The following is a 21,352-nucleotide window of genomic DNA, read 5'->3' as shown; positions in this document are numbered from 1 at the left end:
CAAACCGGTTTCCTGACCACAACCTTGCAGGCTGCCTGTCTCTCAATCCCAGGCAATCCCCCAGCCCGTTACAGTTCCCCTCCAGACTGCCGATAACTCCTCACAGAACAACATCATTTTTGATTTTAACTTTGTGGAGTGTCTATGCGCTTCAATTATGACCTGTTACCGGGTGAGCGGCTGACCTTTGAAGAGATCGCCCGGCGTTATGCTCTGCAATACCCTGATGATAAAGAGCTGACGGCGCGCGCCTTGCTGAGTCCGTCAACCGGGCTGCGCACGCTGAAAATCCGCGCGGTGTTCGCGCAGGAAGAGAGCAACAGCCCGCTGGAGGATCTGCTGTTCATCTCCCATGACAACGAACGTAAAAATTACCTGCGTCGCTTTGAGCACTACCTTAAGCAGAATCTCTCCTTCCTCTATTTCCGTCGCAGCGATAGCGAGAAGCGCGACAACCTGTGGAAAGTGATGGGCAGCAGCCAGGTCTTCGCGATGATCGATCCCCAATCCGCCACGGCACAGAATCTGCTTAACAGTCGCGGCTATAAACTGGTGCTGATGCATCAGGATGATGAAGACGCTTACTGGCAGCTCTTCAATCCACAGGCGGATCCCTGTTTTCCGCAGTCGCAGCGCATTCAGTTCATCGTGGTGCTGAGTACGCCGCAGCACAAAGTCCCGGCGGCGGTGATGCCGGGAACTGAGGTCGGGCGTCGTGTTAAAGCCCGGGTGCTGCAGCGCGCCAGCCAGGCGGAATTCAGCGCCGGTGTCAAAGCCCGCTACGGCGCCTGTGTGATGACCGGTACCGAGCTGACCGAACGGCATAACTGGCCCTGGGTGGAAGCCTGCCATATCGACACGCAGGAAGGGGATGACGGTGTACTGGCAGATAACAGCATCGATAACGGCCTGTTTTTACGCAGTGATTTGCAGCGGCTGTTTATTAACCGACTGATTAGCATTGATGGTGAATCGGGCGAGATTCTGGTGCATCCTGGCGAGGAGGCGCAGCAGCATCTTGCGCCCTGGTATCAGGAACTGGAAGGTCGCGTCTGCAGCCTGTGGGCGGCAGTGCCGCCCGCCACCCGGCAACGGCTGCGTGCCCGTCGTTAATCTTCACTGAAGAGTGCAGAAGGATCTGCACTCTGACGTAACAAAAATGAAATAGCCTCGTTTTACCCCGCCTATTCAGCCAATCGAAAACGCTACAGAATTGGATAATCATGCCGATAACTTCATTAACGCAGGGTAGTCAACGTGAACGATTTCTATACCGCCGAAGGCGTGATGGACAAGCATTCGCTCTGGCAGCGCTACGTGCCGCTGGTGCGCCATGAAGCGTTGCGTCTGCAGGTTCGCCTGCCGGCCAGTGTTGAGCTTGACGACTTGCTGCAGGCGGGTGGGATAGGGCTGTTAAATGCCGTAGAGCGTTATGACGCGCTCCAGGGTACAGCCTTTACCACCTATGCCGTGCAGCGTATTCGTGGCGCCATGCTCGACGAGCTTCGTAGTCGGGACTGGGCACCGCGCAGTGTGCGTCGTAATGCACGCGAGGTGGCCGGAGCAATGCACAGAGTGGAACAGTCGCTGGGGCGTTCTGCCTCTGAGCAGGAAGTGGCGCAGCAGCTGAATGTTTCCATGGAGGAGTACCGGCAGATCCTGCTGGACACCAACAACAGTCAACTTTTCTCCTACGACGAGTATCGGGAAGAGCACGGCGACAGCGCGGAGCTGGTGACGGAAGGCCATGAAGAGGCTAATCCGCTTCATCAGTTGCTTGAAGGGAGTCTGCGTGAGCGCGTCATTGAAGCGATCGAAGCATTACCCGATCGTGAAAAGATGGTGCTGACACTGTACTACCAGGAAGAACTGAACCTGAAAGAGATTGGGGCGGTGCTTGATGTGGGTGAATCCCGTGTCAGCCAGCTGCACAGTCAGGCGATTAAACGCCTGCGTGCCCGACTTGCGGGAGCGCGCTAGCAGTATCAGTTCCTGGCGATTCAAAATTATAAAAAACCGGGGACTCAGTAATGGGAGCCAAGACCAAGGCCAGACCGTTAAGTCGTTATCTTAAAGACTATAAACACAGCCAGAGCAACTGTTCACACTGTGGCAAGGTATTAGATCGAATGGCGCTCGTTTTTCGTGGCCAGATCATCAATAAAGAGGCCATCGCTCGGATGGACCAGATGATTGATGAGCAGCTGTGGCTGAAACTTCAGCCCGAACTGACCGCGCTTTGTCGTTTTTGCAGTGATATTTTTTGTAATACCCATCCTAATTACTTCGACATAATGGCGTTTAAACAGTATCTGTTTGAACAGACAGAGATGAGCCCCAGCACGATTCGTGAATATGTGGTGCGGCTGCGTCGTCTGGATGAGATGCTGAAAGCCAGAAATTTCCCGGCCGACAGGCTTCAGGGAAATAGCTGGCATCAGTGTCTGGAAAGCGATCTGCCCGATGCCGGTAATAACAATTACCGCATCGCGCTGCGCAAGTACGATCAGTTCTTAGGCTGGCAGCAGGGTTAACCCTGATCTGCACCGATTGCTCCCCCGCGTGCCTGCGGCACGTTCCCCTTTTGCCCGCCAGCCGGGTAGAAGGGAAGGGGGAGCACGGCGCTTCTTTCTCCTGCAACTTTCACTACACATCTGTCTCACCGCATCTGCTGACACCTGAATCAGGGTGATCCTTTTCGCATCTTCTGCAACACTGTAAGGATAAATTGAATGCCCGAACGGAGGCAGCATTGTCTTTACATCTGTTACACCAATTCCCACGTCTTGAACTGCTGGGTGCACCCACGCCGTTAGAACATCTGCCTCGGCTCTCTGACTATCTGGGCCGCGATATTTTCATCAAACGCGATGATTTCACGCCGGTGGCGATGGGCGGCAATAAGCTGCGCAAGCTGGAATTTCTGGCGGCGGACGCGCTGCGTGAAGGCGCCGATGTGCTGCTGACCGCGGGCGCTATCCAGTCCAATCATGTGCGTCAGACGGCGGCAGTCGCGGCCCGGCTTGGCCTGAAGTGCGTGGCATTGCTGGAAAACCCGATTGGCACCCACGCTGAAAATTACCTGAGCAACGGCAACCGTCTGTTGCTGGATCTGATGGACGCTGAAGTGATCATGGTGGATGCGCTGAATAACCCTGCGGAACAGCTGGCTGAACAGGCCACGCGTCTGGAAGCCCAGGGTTATCGTCCTTACATCGTGCCGGTCGGCGGCTCAAATGCGCTGGGTGCACTAGGCTATGTAGAGTGCGCGCAGGAGATTGCTCATCAGAGCGAAGGCGTGGTCGATTTCGCCGCCGTGGTGGTGGCCTCGGGCAGTGCCGGCACCCATGCCGGACTGGCGGTGGGTCTGGAGCATCTGCTGCCGGAGACCGAGCTGGTGGGCGTTACCGTTTCACGCCAGGTTGAGGCGCAGTTGCCGCTGGTGGAGCGGCTGCGTCAGTCGCTGGCGGAGACGCTGGAAGTGCAGGCTAAGGCACCGATTACCCTGTGGGATGACTACTTTGCGCCACGCTACGGCGAACCCAATGATGAAGGCATGGCTGCGGTGAAACTGCTGGCGCGGCTGGAAGGGATCCTGCTGGACCCGGTCTACACCGGAAAGGCGATGGCCGGACTGCTGGATGGCGTGAGCCAGAATCGTTTCCGCCGTGAAGGTCCGTTGCTGTTTATTCATACGGGTGGCGCACCGGCGTTATTTGCTTATCATCCTTCGGTCTGAGACAAGCGAATAAAACAGTTTATACTCCGAGGGTTATCCTTCTGGACTGGCAGCGACAAGCCGTGCTGCCCTTATAAGAACACACACACAATACTGTCAATAATGGGGTGAATATGTCCTTTTCTCGTGCAGGTCGTCAGATGATGATGGGCGTCATGGCCGTGGCGCTGATTGCTGGCGTCAACGTTAAAACCTTTGCAGCGGAAAATCTGCTGAACAAAATTAAAGAGCGCGGCACGCTGCTGGTGGGTCTGGAAGGCACCTATCCGCCATTCAGCTTCCAGGATGAAAAGGGCAAGCTGACCGGCTTTGAAGTGGAATTCGCGGAACAGCTGGCACAGCACATGGGCGTCAAGGCGAGCCTGAAACCGACCAAGTGGGACGGCATGCTGGCCTCACTCGACGCGAAGCGCATCGATGTGGTCATTAACCAGGTCACCATCTCTGATGAGCGTAAGAAGAAGTATGACTTCTCCACGCCATACACGGTCTCCGGCATTCAGGCGCTGACCATGAAAGCCAATGCGAACACCATCACCAAACCTGCTGACCTGGCCGGTAAAAAAGTGGGCGTCGGTCTGGGCACCAACTACGAGCAGTGGCTGCGTGAGAATGTGAAGGGCGTGGACATCCGTACCTATGATGATGACCCGACGAAATATCAGGATCTGCGCTCTGGCCGTCTGAATGCCATTCTGGTTGACCGTCTGGCCGCGCTGGATCTGGTGAAGAAAACGGGCGATACCATGGCGGTCGCGGGCGATGCGTTCTCTCGTCAGGAATCGGGCGTGGCGGTACGTAAAGGCAACGACGACCTGCTGAAAGCGATCGACCAGGCCATTGCTGACATGCAGAAAGATGGCTCGCTGAGCAAGCTGTCTCAGAAATGGTTTGGCGCGGACGTGACGAAATAATGCAGGAAAGTCTTCAACTGGTGCTGGATTCAGCACCTTTTTTATTAAAAGGCGCGCTGTTTACGCTGCAGCTCAGCATCGGCGGCATGTTCTTTGGCCTGCTGCTGGGCTTTATTCTGGCGCTGATGCGTCTGTCGCGCTTCTGGCCGGTTCGCTGGCTGGCACGAATCTATGTCTCGATCTTTCGTGGCACGCCGCTGATCGCCCAGCTGTTTATGATCTATTACGGCCTGCCGCAGTTTGGCATTGAACTGGATCCGATCCCCTCCGCGATGATTGGTCTTTCCCTGAATACCGCAGCCTATGCCTCAGAGTCACTGCGTGGCGCGATTTCATCGATTGAGCGCGGGCAGTGGGAAGCGGCGGCAAGTATCGGCATGACGCGCTGGCAAACCCTGCGCCGGGTGATCCTGCCACAGGCAGCCCGCACCGCGCTGCCCCCGCTGGGCAACAGCTTTATCAGCCTGGTAAAAGATACCTCGCTGGCGGCGACCATTCAGGTGCCGGAGCTGTTCCGTCAGGCGCAGTTGATTACCTCACGCACGCTGGAAGTCTTTACCATGTATCTGGCAGCCTCGCTGATCTACTGGGTGATGGCAACGGTGTTATCTGCGTTGCAGAACCGGCTTGAACAGCATGTTAATCGTCAGGATTCGGAGTCGAAATGAGCGCCATCGAAGTCAGAAAGCTGGTGAAGTCTTTTAACGGCCAGACGGTGCTGCACGACATCGACCTTGATGTGGCCGCCGGTGAAGTGGTGGCCATTATCGGCCCCAGCGGATCAGGTAAAACCACGCTGCTGCGCAGTATCAATCTGCTGGAAGTGCCGGATAGCGGCACCATCCGCGTTGGAGAGATTACCGTTGATGCGGCGCTGGCACAGAGTAAGCAGAAAGAGCAGGTGCGTCGTCTGCGTCAGCAGGTCGGGTTTGTCTTCCAGAACTTCAATCTGTTTCCGCATCGTTCAGTGATGGAGAACATTATTGAAGGGCCGGTTATCGTCAAAGGCGAAGCGAAAGCGGATGCGGTGGCCCGCGCCCGCACGCTGCTGGAGAAGGTCGGGCTGCACGGCAAAGAAGAGAGCTATCCGCGCCGTCTGTCGGGCGGGCAGCAACAGCGCGTGGCGATTGCGCGTGCGCTGGCGATGCGGCCGGAAGTGATCCTGTTCGATGAACCGACCTCGGCGCTGGATCCGGAGCTGGTAGGTGAGGTGCTCAGCACCATTCGCGCGCTGGCCGAAGAGAAACGCACCATGGTCATCGTCACGCATGAGATGAGCTTTGCCCGCGATGTGGCAGACCGCGCCATTTTTATGGATCAGGGGCGGATTGTGGAGCAGGGCGAAGCGAAAGCGTTGTTCAGTAACCCTCAGCAGCCGCGCACCCGCCAGTTCCTTGATAAATTTCTGAATCAGTAAACTACACTGCCTTCCCCGGAAGGCAGTTTTCTCCTGTTTCAAACCCTCATTTTTTAAGCTGCAACTGGCTAAGGTCATGCTATTAGCAGGCGCAGTATCATAAATAACTCTGCCGCTGTTAAACCTTTTGGCACATCTGACAAATCTTTTCTTTTCATCGGGGATATATTGGCTTTTCCCGTTGCCACTTTCTCTTAATTATATTTTCTGAATTATGAAGCAATATTATCTTTTAAACAGGCTGAGGCACTGCTAATTAGCGCATTGCGTCGATATTAATAAGTGTAAGGAAACGTTCTGCTGAGTAAATAACTGTGGTAACAGGGCCACGCAGCGGCTTTTAAGAGTTTCGCTACATTCATCACCGGTTCAATGGCGAATAATTGCCGGATAATCATAAAAGCAATACTGATTTCCTCGCTTTTACTTTCCAGCATTCTGACCTACACAGCAGGAGTCATTGAATGAACCAGACTAAGTCAGATCAGATATTGTGGGTAGATACCCTGAAGGGCGCCTGCATATTACTGGTGGTCCTGTACCACACAGTTTTACCCGGCTTTGAAGGGACGATGAAATATCTCTCTGCCGGATGGATCCCCGCCGAAATATGGATACAGTTTAATACGGTACTGTCGCCGCTGCGCATGCCCGCCTTCTTCTTTGTCTCGGGATTACTGGCGACCAATGGCATTCTGAACCGGCCCTGGAAGCAGGTATTTACCAGTCGCATCACCAATCTTTTTTATCTCTATATTCTGTGGGGGTTTATTCAGTGGTGGTCAATTATCGGTATCTCCACTGAAATTACCGGCCAGCGTATTTCGCAGAACCTTAATGCCGCCTATGCGGGTTCGCTATTCGAGTTTCTCAAGCTGACCTTTATGGCCATGAGTACCTCGTGGTATCTGTATGGGCTGGGACTCTATTTCCTCTGTGCCAAAGTTTTCCGTCAATATAAGCTGGCCCTGGTGGCGGTAGCGATCCTGCTGAATTATCTGGCGGCAGAAAAAGTGATCCCGTTCTGGGGACCACAGAGCCTGGCCCAATATTTTGTGTTCTTCCTGTTAGGGGCATTCTGGAGCCAGACGATGCTGCGCCTGAGTGAATGGCGGCGTGAGAATCTGATACCCTGGGCGCTACTGGCGGCAGCCGCCGGGATTCATGTGCTATTCGGTCTGGATAAGAGTCTGTTCCTGTGTGTACTGGCGGTGTTATTCAGTATCGCGGCCTGTCGGTGGCTGAATCAGCACTTCAGCATGCGCTATCTCAACTGGGTTGGCCGCAATACGCTGCAGATTTATGTCATCCATCGTATTTTTATCGAGTTTTTTGGTATGTCTGCGATTCTGTTCGCGCAGCGGCATCATCTGTTCGAGCAGGCGTGGTTTTCGTTTCTCTGGGCCTGTTTCTATCCGGTGGCCATCGTGGGTCTCTGCTCGCTCTGTTCAGTTGCCATCTGGTCGCTGACCAATCGCGGAGTCGGGCAGTCGCTGTTTGTGTTCCCGACGTTAATGAAAAGAGCGCCTGGCGGCGTGAGCGGTGGGTAAGTTACGCCTGGCAGCGGGGAAATTACGCTTCGCAGCGGGTTAGCACTGAGCGGGTTTCGCCCGCCAGGCGATGAGGAGTTTCAGGTTGCCCGAGCAGGCGGACGCGTCAAGGGGCGGACGCCCGCCCCTTAACAATCCCGGCGTCCGGCTGCCTGCGCGCCCCGCTGTGCGGGGTGCCTTCGTCACGCCCTGCGGCCGACGGACCGTCCGGACTCGCCATCCCTGGCTCGTGCCGTCCTTTCGCCGACGTCCTGTCGGCTCATCCTGGCCTCCGGTTGTTCCTCAGCGCTGCGGACGCCTCTGGCAAACCCCTGCCGGTGATTTCTTTGTGTTTTCTTTAGTGCAGCGTTGTCTGGTGATCCGAAAGCCAGTCTCAATTCCGGAAGCTTACCGCAACACTCTTAGTGACCTGAAAATGAGATAACAGCGGGTAGGGTTGAATACCATTCTATGTGCTGAGCCGAAAGTCAGAGGCAATCCCAAAAAACCACGGCGATAAAGCACTCAACATAAAAAGCAGAGATAACAGCGGGTGGGTTGAATAACATTCGGTCTGCTGAGCAAAAATTCAGAGGCAATCCCAAAAAATTACAGCGATAAAGCACTCAACATAAAAAGCAGAGATAACAGCGGGTGGGTTGAATAACATTCGGTCTGCTGAGCAAAAATTCAGAGGCAATCCCAAAAAAACTACAGCGAAAAAGCACTCAACATAAAAGCAGAGATAACAGCGGGCGAGTTGAATGCCATTCTGTTAACTGAGCCGAAAGTCATAGGCAATTTCCAAACTCACAGCGACAGCGAACCCAACATAAAAAGAAAAGATAACAGCGAGGGGGTGGGGAGGCCGTCAGAACCGCTGAGCGGATGAGGGATTTCAGGACGAGCGACAGGGATGTCGCGAAGAGGCGGGTTCGCGCCATGGATGGCGCGTCCCGCTGGTCCGTGAGAAATCCTGAAGTAGCGAAGGAACCGCGAAGCGGCGGTGAAGCAGGCCGGAGCCCGGGGTCAAGGGGGCGCGGCGACTGGCGCCCCCTTGTCGGTCGCCTGCAGAGGCGAATCTGAAACTGCCTGGCTTACCAGGCGAACGAAACCTTCTCATAGCCCGTTCGCGCAGCGAACCATCCCAGCTTCAGCACCGCACCTCAGCCCGTTCGCGCAGCGAACAATCTCGCGAACGCCCCTTACCCTATGGTCATCAGGCTAGCATTACCGCCTGCCGCAGCGGTATTCACACTCAGCGAACGCTCAATCAGCAGACGCTCCAGCAGCAGATTGGTCTCGCCGCGGGCAAAGCCCTGCACCGACACAATCGCGCCTTCACGTGCGGCAATCTGTTCACACAGGGTACGCAGCTGATCGGCATCACCGTGATAGATCACCGCATCAAACTCTGCCGCTAACGGGTCACGCGCCAGCGTGATGCGCGCTTTCACTGCATCCGGCATCGAGGCCAGCAGGGCGCGATGCAGCTCATCATCCTGCCACAATGCTTTACTGCCGACGCTGGTCACCGCGGCCAGCTGGATTAACGCATCCTGCTCGTTATCAGCCAGACAGAGCACCTGATCACGCGGCAACAGTGAGAAGGTATTGCGCTCGCCTGTCGGGCCAGGCAGCAGACGGACCACGCCCGCCTGCGCCAGATCGCCATAGTGCTGGCAGAGTTCAGCCAGTTCAGGCTTATCCTTAGCCCAGTTGCTGAGCGCCAGATGCGGTGCCAGCAGTGACTGACGCAGCGTGCTGTCCGCCGGGTGTTCTGCATCCTGACGATCAAAAGTCAGACGCAGCGCACTATCCGGACGATGCGCCAGCAAGCGGTAAAGATAGAGCGGACCGCCCGCTTTCGGACCGGTACCGGATAAACCCTCGCCACCAAACGGCTGTACGCCGACCACCGCGCCCACCATATTGCGGTTGACGTAGAGATTGCCGACTCGGGCGTTCGCCGTAACCTGTGCAATCGTTTCGTCGATGCGGGTATGTACGCCCAGCGTCAGGCCATAGCCGGACGCATTGATCTGCTCAACCAGCTGCGGCAGGTTATTGCGGGTGAAACGCACCACGTGCAGCACCGGGCCAAAAATCTCTTTATCCAGATCGCTGACCTGACCCAGCTCAATCAGTGTCGGTTTAACAAAGGTACCGCTATTCCACTCTTTGCTGTCCTGCGGGTTTTCCTGCACCGCCTGATAGACCGTGAAGCCTTTATTACGCATCGCCTGAATATGGCGATCGATATTGGCTTTCGCTTCGGCATCAATGACCGGACCGATGTCGGTCGAGAAGCGTTCCGGATTGCCCATGCGGCACTCCGCCATCGCGCCACGCAGCATCTTCAGGGTATGGTCGGCGACATCTTCCTGAATGCAGAGCAGGCGCAGGGCAGAACAGCGCTGTCCGGCACTGTCGAAGGCAGAGGCGACGATATCGATCACCACCTGCTCAGTCAGCGCGGAAGAGTCGACGATCATCGCATTCATCCCGCCGGTCTCAGCAATCAACGGCACAGGACGACCGTGCTGGTCAAGGCGGCCCGCCAGATTACGCTGCAGCAGTGTCGCCACCGCAGTTGAACCGGTAAACATCACGCCACGCACCCGAACGTCACCGGTCAGCTGTGCACCGACGGTTTCACCCTGACCTGGCAGCAGTTGCAGCACGCCTGGTGGCACACCCGCATCCAGCAGGATCTGAACCGCCTGTGCGGCGATCAGCGGTGTCTGCTCGGCCGGTTTGGCCAGCACGCTGTTGCCCGCTGCCAGTGCAGCCGCAATCTGACCGGTAAAGATCGCCAGCGGGAAGTTCCACGGACTGATGCAGACCACCGGGCCCAGCGGACGATGGGTTTCGTTGTCGAAATCGTCACGCACCATTCCGGCGTAGTAATAGAGGAAATCAACTGCTTCGCGCACTTCCGCGATGGCGTTGTTGTAGGTTTTGCCCGCTTCACGCACCAGAATGCCGAGCAGCTGCTGCATCTGGCCTTCCATGATCTGTGCGGCGCGTTCCAGAATGGCGGCACGCTCCTGCGGTGGTGTGGCAAACCAGATTGGCCCGCTGTTCACCGCGGCATCCAGCGCCATAGAAACTTCCTGCTCTGTGGCTTCACGGACCTGACCTACACGGTCGCCAGGCGCTGCCGGGTTCAGAATGTCGCGCAACTCGCCGGCACCCGCTTCACCGTCGATCATCGGCTCGGCCAGGCAGGGCTGTGCGGCGCTGCTCAGCAGGGCGCTGGAGAGTGAGGCAAGGCGGTGTTCGTTGGCCATATCCAGACCCGCAGAGTTAACACGGTTATCGCCATACAGCTCGCGCGGCAGGGGGATTTTCGGATGCGGCAGACCAATGGCGCCTTCGCTGGCTCCCAGTTTCTCGACGGCAGTCACCGGATCGGCCACCAGTTCATCAATCGGCAGCGAGGTATCGGCAATGCGGTTAACAAACGAGGTGTTGGCCCCGTTTTCTAACAGGCGGCGCACCAGATAGGCCAGCAGGGTTTCATGGGTACCGACCGGCGCATAGATACGGCAGGGACGGTTAAGCTTGCCGTCCGCCACTTTGCCGACCACCTGCTCATAGAGCGGTTCGCCCATGCCGTGCAGGCACTGGAACTCATACTGACCGGGATAGTAGTTGTTGCCCGCCAGCTGATAAATCGCCGCCAGGGTGTGGGCATTATGGGTAGCGAACTGCGGATAGATCAGGCTTGGCACGGCCAGCAGTTTGCGGGCACAGGCCAGATAAGAGATATCGGTGTAAACCTTGCGGGTGTAGACCGGATAGCCTTCCAGTCCTTCCATCTGGGCGCGCTTGATTTCGCTGTCCCAGTACGCGCCTTTCACCAGACGAATCATCAGGCGACGGCGGCTGCGCTGCGCCAGATCGATCAGCTCATCAATCACAAACGGACAGCGTTTCATGTAGGCCTGAATCACGAAACCGATGCCGTTCCAGCCTTCCAGCTCTGGCTCGAAACAGAGTTTCTCCAGTAAATCCAGCGACAGTTCCAGCCGGTCCGCCTCTTCTGCATCGATGTTGATGCCGATGTCATAGGAGCGGGCCAGCAGCGTCAGCGATTTCAGAATAGGGTAGAGCTCTTCCATCACGCGCTCATACTGCGCGCGGCTGTAGCGGGGATGCAGTGCTGAGAGCTTGATAGAGATGCCGGGACCTTCATAGATGCCACGACCATTCGACGCTTTACCAATGGCATGGATCGCCTGCTGATAAGAGAGCAGATAGGCTTTGGCATCGCCTGCCGTCAGGGCCGCTTCGCCCAGCATGTCATAGGAGTAGCGGAAGCCTTTCTCTTCCAGCTTGCGGGCGTTAGCCAGCGCTTCGGCAATGGTTTCACCGGTGACGAACTGCTCGCCCATCAGACGCATCGCCATATCCACGCCTTTGCGGATCAGCGGTTCGCCACCCTTACCGATAATGCGGTTAAGCGAGCTTGAGAGATTCGACTCGTTGTGGGTCGAGACCAGGCGGCCGGTAAACAGCAGGCCCCAGGTCGCCGCGTTGACAAACAGTGACGGGCTGCGTCCCAGATGTGACTGCCAGTTGCCGTTGCTGATCTTGTCGCGGATCAGCGCATCGCGCGTTGGCTTGTCGGGAATACGCAGTAGCGCTTCAGCCAGACACATCAGCGCCACACCTTCATGGGAGGAGAGTGAGAACTCCTGCAGCAGGCTCTGCACCATGCCAGCGCGTCCGGTTGCCCCTTTCTGGTGCCGCAGCTTGTCGGCAAGCTGGTAAGCCAGCTGATGGGTTTTCTCTGCCAGCGCCGCCGGTAAACGTGCCTGTTCCAGCATCATTGGCACCGCATCCGTCTCCGGACGACGCCATGCGGCGGTCACCGCTGAACGGGTCACTGACTGAGGTAAAATCTGCTCTGCGAAATCAAGGAACGGCTGGTGCGTCTCCTCTGGCTGGGTGTCGTCGGACTCCGCGGCTGCCTGGGCAGAAAGCGGGATCTCCGGCACGGTATCGCCGGTTTCCAGCTGGCCCAGGTAGTTAAAGATCGCCTGTTTAATCAGCCAGTGTGGCGTGCGATCAATGCGCTGCGCAGCCAGTTTGATGCGCTCGCGTGTCGCGTCATCCAGTTTTACACCCATGGTAGTTGTAGCCATGACTCCAGAGCTCCTTGATAGTGGTTCGATACGGCGTTGGCTGCACTATCACTTAAGTTGCAACTTTGTGCAACCGTGTTAAATGTGAGCCAGTTAACACCCTTTTAACGTCGACGATTGTTAAATCCCGCAATGCGGCACGGATATTGCTGCAAGATCCTCGCCAGTCTGGCAGACCCGATGAAAAGCGGGTTTCAGGCAGGTAATACGATGGTGCAACCGGATAACTGTGAGCGAGTGCAACCTATGAGCACGTTTTCACAAACGGTTAGTGAAATCACTGTAACGCCTGTGTTAAATCCATTGTGCGCACAACGCCTTTCCGGCAGGATACCGCGCCGCTGGGAAATGAGTGACGCCCTGACGAAGAAAATCGGCCCGCTTTGCCCCGTTCCGGCAGGCGGGTAGCTGGCGATTTCTCTGGGATATCAAATAATAAGTGGAGAGACAGATGAGTGTAAGTACACCTTTGCTGGTGACCTTTTTGGTTTATATTCTTGGGATGGTATTAATCGGGTTTGTGGCTTATCGCTCGACCAAAAACTTTGATGATTACATCCTCGGTGGCCGCAGTCTGGGTAGCGTGGTCACGGCACTCTCTGCCGGTGCATCCGATATGAGCGGCTGGCTGCTGATGGGCTTACCGGGTGCGATCTTCATCTCCGGTATCTCTGAAAGCTGGATTGCGATTGGCCTGACGATCGGTGCCTGGCTGAACTGGAAAATCGTGGCCGGTCGCCTGCGGGTTCAGACTGAACATCACAACAACGCCCTGACGCTGCCGGACTTCTTTACCAGCCGCTTTGAGGACCACAGTAAAATCCTGCGCGTGATCTCCGCCATTGTGATCCTGGTGTTCTTCACCATCTATTGCGCCTCAGGCGTGGTAGCCGGTGCGCGTCTGTTTGAAAGCACCTTCGGTATGAGTTACCAGACCGCTCTGTGGGCGGGTGCAGCGGCGACCATTCTCTATACGCTGGTGGGCGGTTTCCTGGCGGTGAGCTGGACCGATACCGTTCAGGCGAGCCTGATGATTTTTGCGCTGATCCTGACGCCGGTGTTTGTGATTATCGCGGTCGGCGGCTGGTCTGATTCGCTGGCGGTGATTGAAGCGAAGAGCCTGGAAAACCTCGACATGCTGAAGGGACTGAACTTCGTCGCGGTGATCTCCCTGCTCGGCTGGGGCCTGGGCTACTTCGGGCAGCCCCATATTCTGGCGCGCTTTATGGCGGCGGATTCGCATCGTTCAATCCGTACCGCTCGCCGTATCGGTATGACCTGGATGGTGCTCTGTCTGGCCGGTGCCGTGGCGGTGGGCTTCTTCGGTATTGCCTACTTCCAGAACAACCCGACGCTGGCGGTTGGCGTTAACGCCAATGCGGAGCGGGTCTTTATCGAGCTGGCGCGTATCCTGTTCAACCCGTGGATTGCCGGTATTCTGCTGTCAGCGATCCTGGCAGCCGTGATGTCAACGCTGAGCTGTCAGCTGCTGGTCTGCTCCAGCGCCCTGACCGAAGATCTCTACAAAGGCTTACTGCGTAAAAATGCCAGCCAGAAAGAGCTGGTATGGGTAGGGCGTCTGATGGTGCTGCTGGTGGCGCTGATTGCGATCGCGCTGGCGGCTAACCCGGAAAACCGCGTGCTGGGCCTGGTGAGCTACGCCTGGGCGGGCTTCGGTGCGGCGTTTGGTCCGGTAGTACTGTTTGGTGTCTGCTGGAAGCGGATGAACCGCAACGGTGCGCTGGCGGGCATGATCGTCGGTGCGCTGACCGTGCTGGTGTGGAAACAGTATGGCTGGCTGGGACTGTATGAAATCATCCCGGGCTTCATTTTCGCCAGCATCGCCATTGTAGTGTTCACGCTGATGGGCCGTGAGCCATCAGCAGAAGCGCAGCAGCGCTTTGCCGCTGCAGAGGCGGAGTTCCAGACAAAATAAGCGAGGCGTTAATCGCCTGGCCCGTCCCGAAAGGGGCGGGCTTTTTTGTTACAAAGATAAACCACTCAAAGATGAAATTATCTCCACCGGCAACTTGTTTTTTTCTCAGCGATAATGATAATCGGTATCGTTTACACTTTACCTTATTTTACTGTTTATTGACGCTGCTTAACATTCAAGAGGTTGGCGATGTTTGTTCCTTTTCTCATCATGCTGCGCGAAGGGCTTGAAGCCGCGCTGATAGTCAGCCTGATAGCCAGCTATCTCAAACGCACCCAGCGCACCCAATGGTTTCCCGCGATGTGGGCTGGCGTGTTTATTGCCGCCGGGCTCTGTCTGGGCCTGGGTCTGTTCATCAATGCCACCACCGGTGAGTTCCCGCAGAAAGAGCAGGAGCTGTTTGAGGGCATCGTGGCGCTGATTGCGGTGGTGATCCTCACCTCAATGGTTTTCTGGATGCGCAAAGTCGCCCGCAACATCAGGGTCGAGCTTGAACAGGCGGTGGATCAGGCGCTGCAACGCTCAGGTCGTGGCGGTCTGGCACTGGTGCTGATGGTGTTTCTTGCCGTGGCGCGCGAAGGGCTGGAGTCGGTGTTCTTCCTGCTGGCGGCGTTTACCCAGGATGTCGGTTATGCGCCGCCGATTGGCGCGGTGCTGGGTCTGGCAACCGCGGTCGTGCTGGGCATGCTGCTCTACTGGGGCGGTATCCGTCTTAACATGGCCCATTTCTTCCGCTGGACCAGCGTATTCATCCTGTTTGTCGCCGCGGGTCTGGCAGCGGGCGCCATCCGCGCCTTCCACGAAGCGGGTTTATGGAATCGCTTTCAGGATGTCGCCTTCGATCTCAGCAATACCTTATCGACCCATTCGCTGTTCGGCACCCTGCTGGAAGGGGTGCTGGGTTATCAGGAGTCCCCAAGCGTCAGTGAAGTGACCGTTTACTTCGCTTACCTGATTCCGGCGCTGATTCTTTTCTTTATGCCTGCGCGTTCTGCTGCGTCGGCCACTGTGTAATTTGACATTTAACGGGCGCATCTTACGCCTGCAACATGATAGGGAAAGAGAGATGACAATGCGTTTCCGCCGCAAGGCACTGCTGCTTCCTCTGCTGGCAATCTCCGCAACGGCGGCCGCGGCGGTTCCTCAGGTTACCGTAAGCGTCACCGACAAGCAGTGCGAGCCGATGAGCTTAACGGTCAAGGCCGGTAAGACCCAGTTCCTGATTAAAAACAACAGCCAGAAAGCGCTGGAGTGGGAGATCCTCAAAGGCGTGATGGTGGTTGAAGAGCGTGAGAATATCGCGCCGGGCTTCAGTCAGAAACTGACCGCCAATCTGGAGGCGGGCGAATATGAGATGACCTGTGGGCTGCTGAGCAATCCAAAAGGCAAGCTGATTGTGCAAGCCGGTGAGGGTGCGGCAAAAAGTGGCACCTCAGCACGTATGCAGCTGGAAGGCCCGATCACCGAATACAAAGCCTATGTGACCGACCAGGTGAACCAGCTGGTGAGCAACACCCAGGCCTTTACTGACGCCGTTAAAGCGGGTGATGTTGAAAAAGCCAAAGCGCTGTTTGCTCCGACCCGTCAGTATTATGAGCGCATTGAGCCGATTGCTGAGCTCTTCTCCGATCTCGACGGCAGCATTGACGCCCGTGAAGATGACTATGAGAAGAAAGCGGCCGATCCAAAGTTCACCGGTTTCCACCGTCTGGAGAAAGCGCTGTTTGCTGATAACAGCACGAAAGGCATGGCGGACTACGCTGAGCAGCTGAATAAAGATGTGAAAGATTTGCAGGTGCGCATCAGCGAACTGGCCTTCCCGCCAGCCAAAGTGGTCGGCGGCGCAGCCGGCCTGATTGAAGAGGTCGCTTCCAGCAAAATTTCCGGTGAAGAAGATCGCTACAGCCGGACTGACCTGTGGGACTTCCAGGCGAACATTGATGGCGCGCAGAAAATTGTCGATCTGCTGCGACCAATGGTAAGCAAAGCCAATCCGCAGTTGCTGGCCAAGGTTGACGCCAACTTCAAAAAAGTGGATGCGATCCTGAGTAAGTACCGCACCCAAACCGGTTTTGAATCCTATGAGAAACTGACCAGCGCCGACCGTAACGCGCTGAAAGGACCGATCACCGCACTGGCGGAAGATCTTTCATTACTTCGTGGCACCCTGGGTCTGGATTAATCATGAGTCGCAAGGAAGATGACGCGCAGCCTGCGCGTCGTCGGTTACTAAAAGGGCTGGGGCTGCTGGGTGGCGCGGCAGCGCTGGGCGGCGGCTGTCCGTTCCATGCAGCCGCCGCCGACAGCTTTTCGCCGGGGACGGTTACGCCGCAGGCCCGACAGCAGATGCAGCCGTTTTATGGTCAGCATCAGGCGGGTATCACGACGCCACAGCAGGCATCGATGATGCTGGTGGCGTTTGATCTGCTCAGCAGCGATAAAGCGGAGCTGGTGCGTCTGTTCCGGTTGCTGACCCAGCGTATCGCTTTCCTGACCACGGGCGGTCCGGCACCGGTAGTCACCAATCCGCGGTTGCCGCCAATGGATTCCGGCATTCTTGGGGCGACTATCGCGCCTGATAATCTGACGATTACCGTGTCGGTCGGCAATTCACTGTTTGATGAACGCTTTGGTCTGGCGCCGCACAAACCGAAAAAATTGCAGCCGATGACTCGCTTTCCCAATGATTCGCTGGATGCCAGTCAGTGTCATGGCGATCTGCTGTTGCAGCTCTGTGCCAACACGCAGGATACGGTGATTCATGCCCTGCGGGATATCATCAAGCATACGCCTGACCTGCTTGGCGTACGCTGGCGGCGTGAAGGCTTTATCTCCGATCACGCCGCGCGCAGTCAGGGGCAGGAGACCCCGATCAACCTGCTGGGTTTCAAAGATGGCACCGCCAATCCGGATACCCACAACCCTGCTCTGATGAATCAGCTGCTGTGGGTGACCGACGATCAGGACGAACCGGTCTGGGCGCGCAATGGCAGCTATCAGGCTGTACGGTTAATCCGCTTTCACGTCGAAATGTGGGATCGCACGCCGCTGGGCGAGCAACAGACTATCTTTGGTCGCGAGAAATTAAGTGGCGCGCCGCTGGGGATGCAGCATGAGCGCGACGTTCCGGATTACGCCCGTGATCCGGACGGCGAAGTGATTGCGCTGGATGCGCACATCCGTCTTGCCAATCCCCGCACACCAGAGACGGCAAGCAGCCTGATGCTGCGGCGCGGCTACAGTTACTCCGCGGGTATCTCTGCATCGGGACAGCTGGAGATGGGGTTACTATTCGTCTGCTATCAGCACGATCTGGAACGCGGCTTTCTCACGGTGCAGCGGCGCCTGAACGGCGAAGCGCTGGAAGAATATATCCGGCCTTTTGGTGGCGGTTACTTTTTTGTTTTGCCCGGTGTACCAGACGCCAGCCATTATTTAGCGCAGTCGTTGCTGGAAGCCTGATTAAAATTCAACCACTGTGGGCGTCCCTGTTCTGGTCGCCCACGTTTTACGGTTTTCGTGCTTTGCTGGCTGAGGTTAAACTGAGTTTTAGCGGTTGTCTGGCATATATAAAATAAGCTAATCCGCTGTAATACAACGCTTTTACATTTTGCCTTAAAAGAAATACATACACGTGATTAGCAATTCTTTTGCCAGCAGGTAAAATTACTATTGCAAAGGCCCAACAAAATGGTGCACTTTATTAAACAGGCGTAATCGGATGTGTTGATGTATCACACTGGAGTTCGCGCATGGGTCGAGTCTTTAATGGAAAGTCACTGTCAGTAAATAGATTGCGCCTGACCGCGAGGGCAATTCTGCCTCGTTATTTCTTCCTTCCTTCAACCATCTCTTTTGTCTTATCGCATCCTGTTTTATCCGGTGTTCAGCTACGCTATTGCGCTGCTGCATACCCACTATCCTGTCCTGTCATGGCTCAAAAGGAAGCCAACTGAAACCTCTAAAGCGTTCACGTTATCGCAACGGGCCACCGGCCTGACGCAGGAAATGAAACCAACTGAAAGGTGCCACTATGGGAAGACAGAAAGCAGTGATCAAAGCGCGTCGTGAAGCAAGAAGAGTGCTTCGTAGTGACTCAAGAAGTCATCGTCAGCGTGAAGAAGAGTCGGTCACTTCGCTGGTGCATATGAGTGGACTGGATGCCATTGGCATGGCGCGCGATACGCGTGACCGGTTGCCGATTGAAGCCCGTAATGAAGCTCAGGCGCACTATCTTAACGCCATAGAGAGAAAACAGCTGATCTTCGCAACCGGTGAAGCCGGGTGCGGTAAAACCTGGATCAGTGCCGCAAAAGCGGCTGAGGCCCTGATTAATAAGGATATCGACAGGATTATCGTTACGCGCCCGGTACTGCAGGCAGATGAGGATCTGGGATTCCTTCCCGGCGATATTTCTGAGAAATTCGCGCCTTATTTCCGCCCGGTTTATGACATTCTGGTTAAACGTCTTGGCGCATCCTTTATGCAATATTGTCTGCGTCCGGAAATTGCCAAGGTAGAGATTGCACCGTTCGCCTATATGCGTGGTCGCACCTTCGAAAATGCTGTGGTAATTCTGGACGAGGCGCAGAACGTCACCGCCGCGCAGATGAAAATGTTCCTGACCCGACTGGGCGAAAACGTCACGGTCATTGTTAACGGCGATATTACCCAGTGCGACTTGCCCGCTGGGGTGCCTTCCGGTCTCGCAGACGCGCTGGCGCGTTTCGAAGAGGACGAGATGGTTGGCATTGTACGCTTCGGCAAAGAAGATTGTGTGCGTTCTGCGCTGTGTCAGCGCACCCTGCACGCGTATAGCTAGCGTTTGATTGAGTAGAAGTGTAGCGCCCAAACCCGGCTCCGGCCGGGTTTTCTTATTGTGGGGCAGCGGCTGCGCACGTGGTCGTTCCCCGGCGGGAGTTATCACGCTCTCTCAGAGTGAAATATGCAAAAAAAAGAGCCTGAACAAAAGTTCAGGCTCTTCTTTGAAGATGGCGGTGAGAGAGGGGTTCGAACCCTCGATACGTTGCCGTATACACACTTTCCAGGCGTGCTCCTTCAGCCACTCGGACACCTCACCAGATTTACTTCGCTGACCGCGATGGGTCAACGGGGCGGTACTATAGGGAGTCGACTGAAAACGGTCAAGCACTATTTTTCTCTTTTGATCTATTCGCTTAAGCTCTGAACGAATCGATTTACTGCGGCATAAAACCCGCCGTTTTACCGGCCACATCCCGCCATACTGATGAACCCGGTCAGGTGAGTTTTATGGCAGCAAATAAACCGGGGCGGCGTTCTCACCCTCGTTACTGGTCAGACGCTGCCCCGACTGATGCCGGAATCAGCTCTTTACTCTGTTAGCGAAACTTTTCCGCAGCTTCTGCAATTTCGGTGGAATGACCGCCATGCAGTAGCCGTTGCGCTGGCCCGCGCCTTCCCAGTAATCCTGATGATAAGCTTCAGCGGGATACCACTCTTTCAGCGGCTCAATGGTGGTCACCACCGGCACATCATGGTCAGCCTGAGCGCGGGCAATGGCGGCGCGTGCTTCCGCTTCCTGCTCTGCATTGGCCGGGAAAATGGCGGAACGATACTGGGTGCCAATATCATTACCCTGACGGTTAAGCTGGGTCGGATCATGCGTCACAAAGCTGATATCCAGCAGATCGCCAAAGCTGACTTTCTCCGGGTCGAAGCCAATGCGGATCGCTTCCGCATGACCGGTCGCACCGCTGCAGACCTGCTCATAAGTCGGATTCGGCCGGGCACCGCCGGTATAACCGCTTTCTACCGACTCTACGCCGATTACATCCTTAAATACCGCTTCGGTACACCAGAAACAGCCGCCAGCGATAACTGCGTATTCGATTGCCATAATAATTTACTCCTGTCAGGTCGAAAGAGGTGAATGGGGGCGCGGCAGACCGCTTTCAACTAGATCAGCATCTCCGGTTTAAAATCGCCGCTCTTATCCAGTATTTTGTCGCTCATCACGCTGAACCGGCCTTCGCCAGTGTAGTGCAGGGTAGTGGGATATTCCGGCTGCTCGGCAACGTGCGCTTTAACAATCTCAAAAATAAACAGGTTGTAGTTAGCGACCATCGAATCGTCATAAAGCTGACACTCAAAGCTGGCAAAACATTCGGCAATCATCGGCGCGCCAACCACCTGAGCGGGTTCCGGCGTCAGGCCAAATGCCTCAAACTTATCAATGCTGTCACCGTGGCTGTTGCCGATTGCCACAACTTCTTCAATCAGCGAGGCAGAAGGAATGTTCAGCACGCACTGACCGCTGTTGCGGATCAGCTCATGGCTGTGGTTCATACCGGCAATCATGCAGCCGACCAGTGACGGAGAAAACTCCAGCACCGTGTGCCAGCCGAGCGTCATGATGTCATGTTGATCTTTGTACTGCGAACTGAGCAGTAGCACCGGTCCGGGCTCAAGATATTTGCGGGCTTTGCTGACCGGAAAAGCATATTTGTGCATGCGTTGGCTCATGGCGTAACTCCTGAAACGGAACGTAGCCATTAAGTGTAGAGCACCGGGCGGATGCAGCAGGCGTGTCAGCGGGCAGAAATGCGAGGTTGATGGCGGCGTCCGGCAGCGCAGACATTTTTAGCGGCAGTGTCGCGAGCTTAAGGTTTCCTTAATATGCAAT

General features: G+C 55.9%; 16 protein-coding genes and 1 tRNA gene. 13 read left to right on the top strand and 4 right to left on the bottom strand.

Annotation, left to right across the window (positions count from 1 at the left end; genetic code table 11):
- Window positions 1–144: 144 nt before the first annotated feature.
- The 8 genes from AFL22_RS01005 (at window position 145) to AFL22_RS00970 (ending at window position 7,620) form a co-directional block, all read left to right on the top strand.
- On the top strand, window positions 145–1,113 hold the full coding sequence (locus AFL22_RS01005) for an HNH endonuclease signature motif containing protein (protein ID WP_010247595.1): 969 nt from the start codon (window positions 145–147) through the stop codon (window positions 1,111–1,113).
- Between the two features lie 144 nt (window positions 1,114–1,257).
- Entirely contained in the window at window positions 1,258–1,980 is a 723-nt protein-coding gene (locus AFL22_RS01000; protein ID WP_003854529.1) for an RNA polymerase sigma factor FliA, read from the top strand.
- Between the two features lie 50 nt (window positions 1,981–2,030).
- Window positions 2,031–2,534: a flagella biosynthesis regulatory protein FliZ gene (fliZ, locus tag AFL22_RS00995; RefSeq protein ID WP_010247591.1), complete on the top strand. Its 504-nt coding sequence runs from the start codon at window positions 2,031–2,033 to the stop codon at window positions 2,532–2,534.
- Between the two features lie 218 nt (window positions 2,535–2,752).
- Window positions 2,753–3,739, top strand: coding sequence for a D-cysteine desulfhydrase (locus tag AFL22_RS00990; protein WP_010670829.1), 987 nt, complete (start codon window positions 2,753–2,755; stop codon window positions 3,737–3,739).
- Window positions 3,740–3,852: 113 nt separating this feature from the next.
- Complete coding sequence (tcyJ, locus tag AFL22_RS00985) at window positions 3,853–4,653, top strand: cystine ABC transporter substrate-binding protein (RefSeq protein ID WP_010247584.1); 801 nt, start codon at window positions 3,853–3,855, stop codon at window positions 4,651–4,653.
- Window positions 4,653–5,321: a cystine ABC transporter permease gene (tcyL, locus tag AFL22_RS00980; protein WP_003854540.1), complete on the top strand. Its 669-nt coding sequence runs from the start codon at window positions 4,653–4,655 to the stop codon at window positions 5,319–5,321. The genes tcyJ and tcyL overlap by 1 nt, the downstream gene beginning before the upstream one ends.
- Window positions 5,318–6,070 carry an L-cystine ABC transporter ATP-binding protein TcyN gene (tcyN, locus tag AFL22_RS00975; RefSeq protein ID WP_010247571.1) on the top strand — a complete coding sequence of 251 codons (753 nt, stop codon included), beginning with the start codon at window positions 5,318–5,320 and terminating at the stop codon, window positions 6,068–6,070. Before tcyL ends, tcyN begins: the two co-directional genes overlap by 4 nt.
- A 464-nt stretch (window positions 6,071–6,534) precedes the next feature.
- Entirely contained in the window at window positions 6,535–7,620 is a 1,086-nt protein-coding gene (locus AFL22_RS00970; RefSeq protein ID WP_052270599.1) for an acyltransferase family protein, read from the top strand.
- Between the two features lie 1,184 nt (window positions 7,621–8,804).
- On the opposite strand, the gene putA is transcribed toward AFL22_RS00970, so the two are convergent.
- Window positions 8,805–12,752 (bottom strand): trifunctional transcriptional regulator/proline dehydrogenase/L-glutamate gamma-semialdehyde dehydrogenase, encoded by a 3,948-nt coding sequence (gene putA, locus AFL22_RS00965; protein ID WP_052270598.1) that lies wholly within the window; start codon window positions 12,750–12,752, stop codon window positions 8,805–8,807.
- 451 nt (window positions 12,753–13,203) lie between these two features.
- Between putA and putP the strand changes: the two genes are divergently transcribed.
- The 5 genes from putP (at window position 13,204) to phoH (ending at window position 19,510) form a co-directional block, all read left to right on the top strand.
- Window positions 13,204–14,688 (top strand): sodium/proline symporter PutP, encoded by a 1,485-nt coding sequence (gene putP / locus AFL22_RS00960; RefSeq protein WP_010670826.1) that lies wholly within the window; start codon window positions 13,204–13,206, stop codon window positions 14,686–14,688.
- 189 nt (window positions 14,689–14,877) lie between these two features.
- Window positions 14,878–15,702: an iron uptake transporter permease EfeU gene (gene efeU / locus AFL22_RS00955; protein ID WP_010258496.1), complete on the top strand. Its 825-nt coding sequence runs from the start codon at window positions 14,878–14,880 to the stop codon at window positions 15,700–15,702.
- 52 nt (window positions 15,703–15,754) lie between these two features.
- Complete coding sequence (efeO, locus tag AFL22_RS00950; protein ID WP_010670825.1) at window positions 15,755–16,870, top strand: iron uptake system protein EfeO; 1,116 nt, start codon at window positions 15,755–15,757, stop codon at window positions 16,868–16,870.
- Window positions 16,871–16,872: 2 nt separating this feature from the next.
- Entirely contained in the window at window positions 16,873–18,150 is a 1,278-nt protein-coding gene (efeB, locus tag AFL22_RS00945) for an iron uptake transporter deferrochelatase/peroxidase subunit (protein WP_033778976.1), read from the top strand.
- Between the two features lie 571 nt (window positions 18,151–18,721).
- A complete protein-coding gene (gene phoH / locus AFL22_RS00940; RefSeq protein WP_010258505.1) occupies window positions 18,722–19,510 on the top strand; it encodes a phosphate starvation-inducible protein PhoH in 789 nt (262 codons plus the stop codon).
- A 170-nt stretch (window positions 19,511–19,680) separates the two neighbouring features.
- On the opposite strand, the gene AFL22_RS00935 is transcribed toward phoH, so the two are convergent.
- The 3 genes from AFL22_RS00935 to AFL22_RS00925 all read right to left on the bottom strand — a co-directional run bounded on the left by AFL22_RS00935 (window position 19,681) and on the right by AFL22_RS00925 (window position 21,192).
- Window positions 19,681–19,768: transfer RNA gene (locus AFL22_RS00935), tRNA-Ser, on the bottom strand.
- Window positions 19,769–20,032: 264 nt separating this feature from the next.
- Window positions 20,033–20,566 (bottom strand): peptide-methionine (S)-S-oxide reductase MsrA, encoded by a 534-nt coding sequence (gene msrA / locus AFL22_RS00930; RefSeq protein ID WP_031594591.1) that lies wholly within the window; start codon window positions 20,564–20,566, stop codon window positions 20,033–20,035.
- A 59-nt stretch (window positions 20,567–20,625) separates the two neighbouring features.
- The gene (locus AFL22_RS00925; RefSeq protein WP_197276773.1) at window positions 20,626–21,192 is read right to left on the bottom strand and encodes a flavin reductase family protein; all 567 of its coding nucleotides are present in this window, start codon (window positions 21,190–21,192) and stop codon (window positions 20,626–20,628) included.
- Window positions 21,193–21,352 lie beyond the last annotated feature (160 nt).

The sequence above is a fragment of the Pantoea sp. CFSAN033090 genome (assembly GCF_001264395.1).
GTDB lineage: Bacteria > Pseudomonadota > Gammaproteobacteria > Enterobacterales > Enterobacteriaceae > Pantoea > Pantoea agglomerans.
This window is presented reverse-complemented; position numbering and strand designations above follow the sequence as displayed.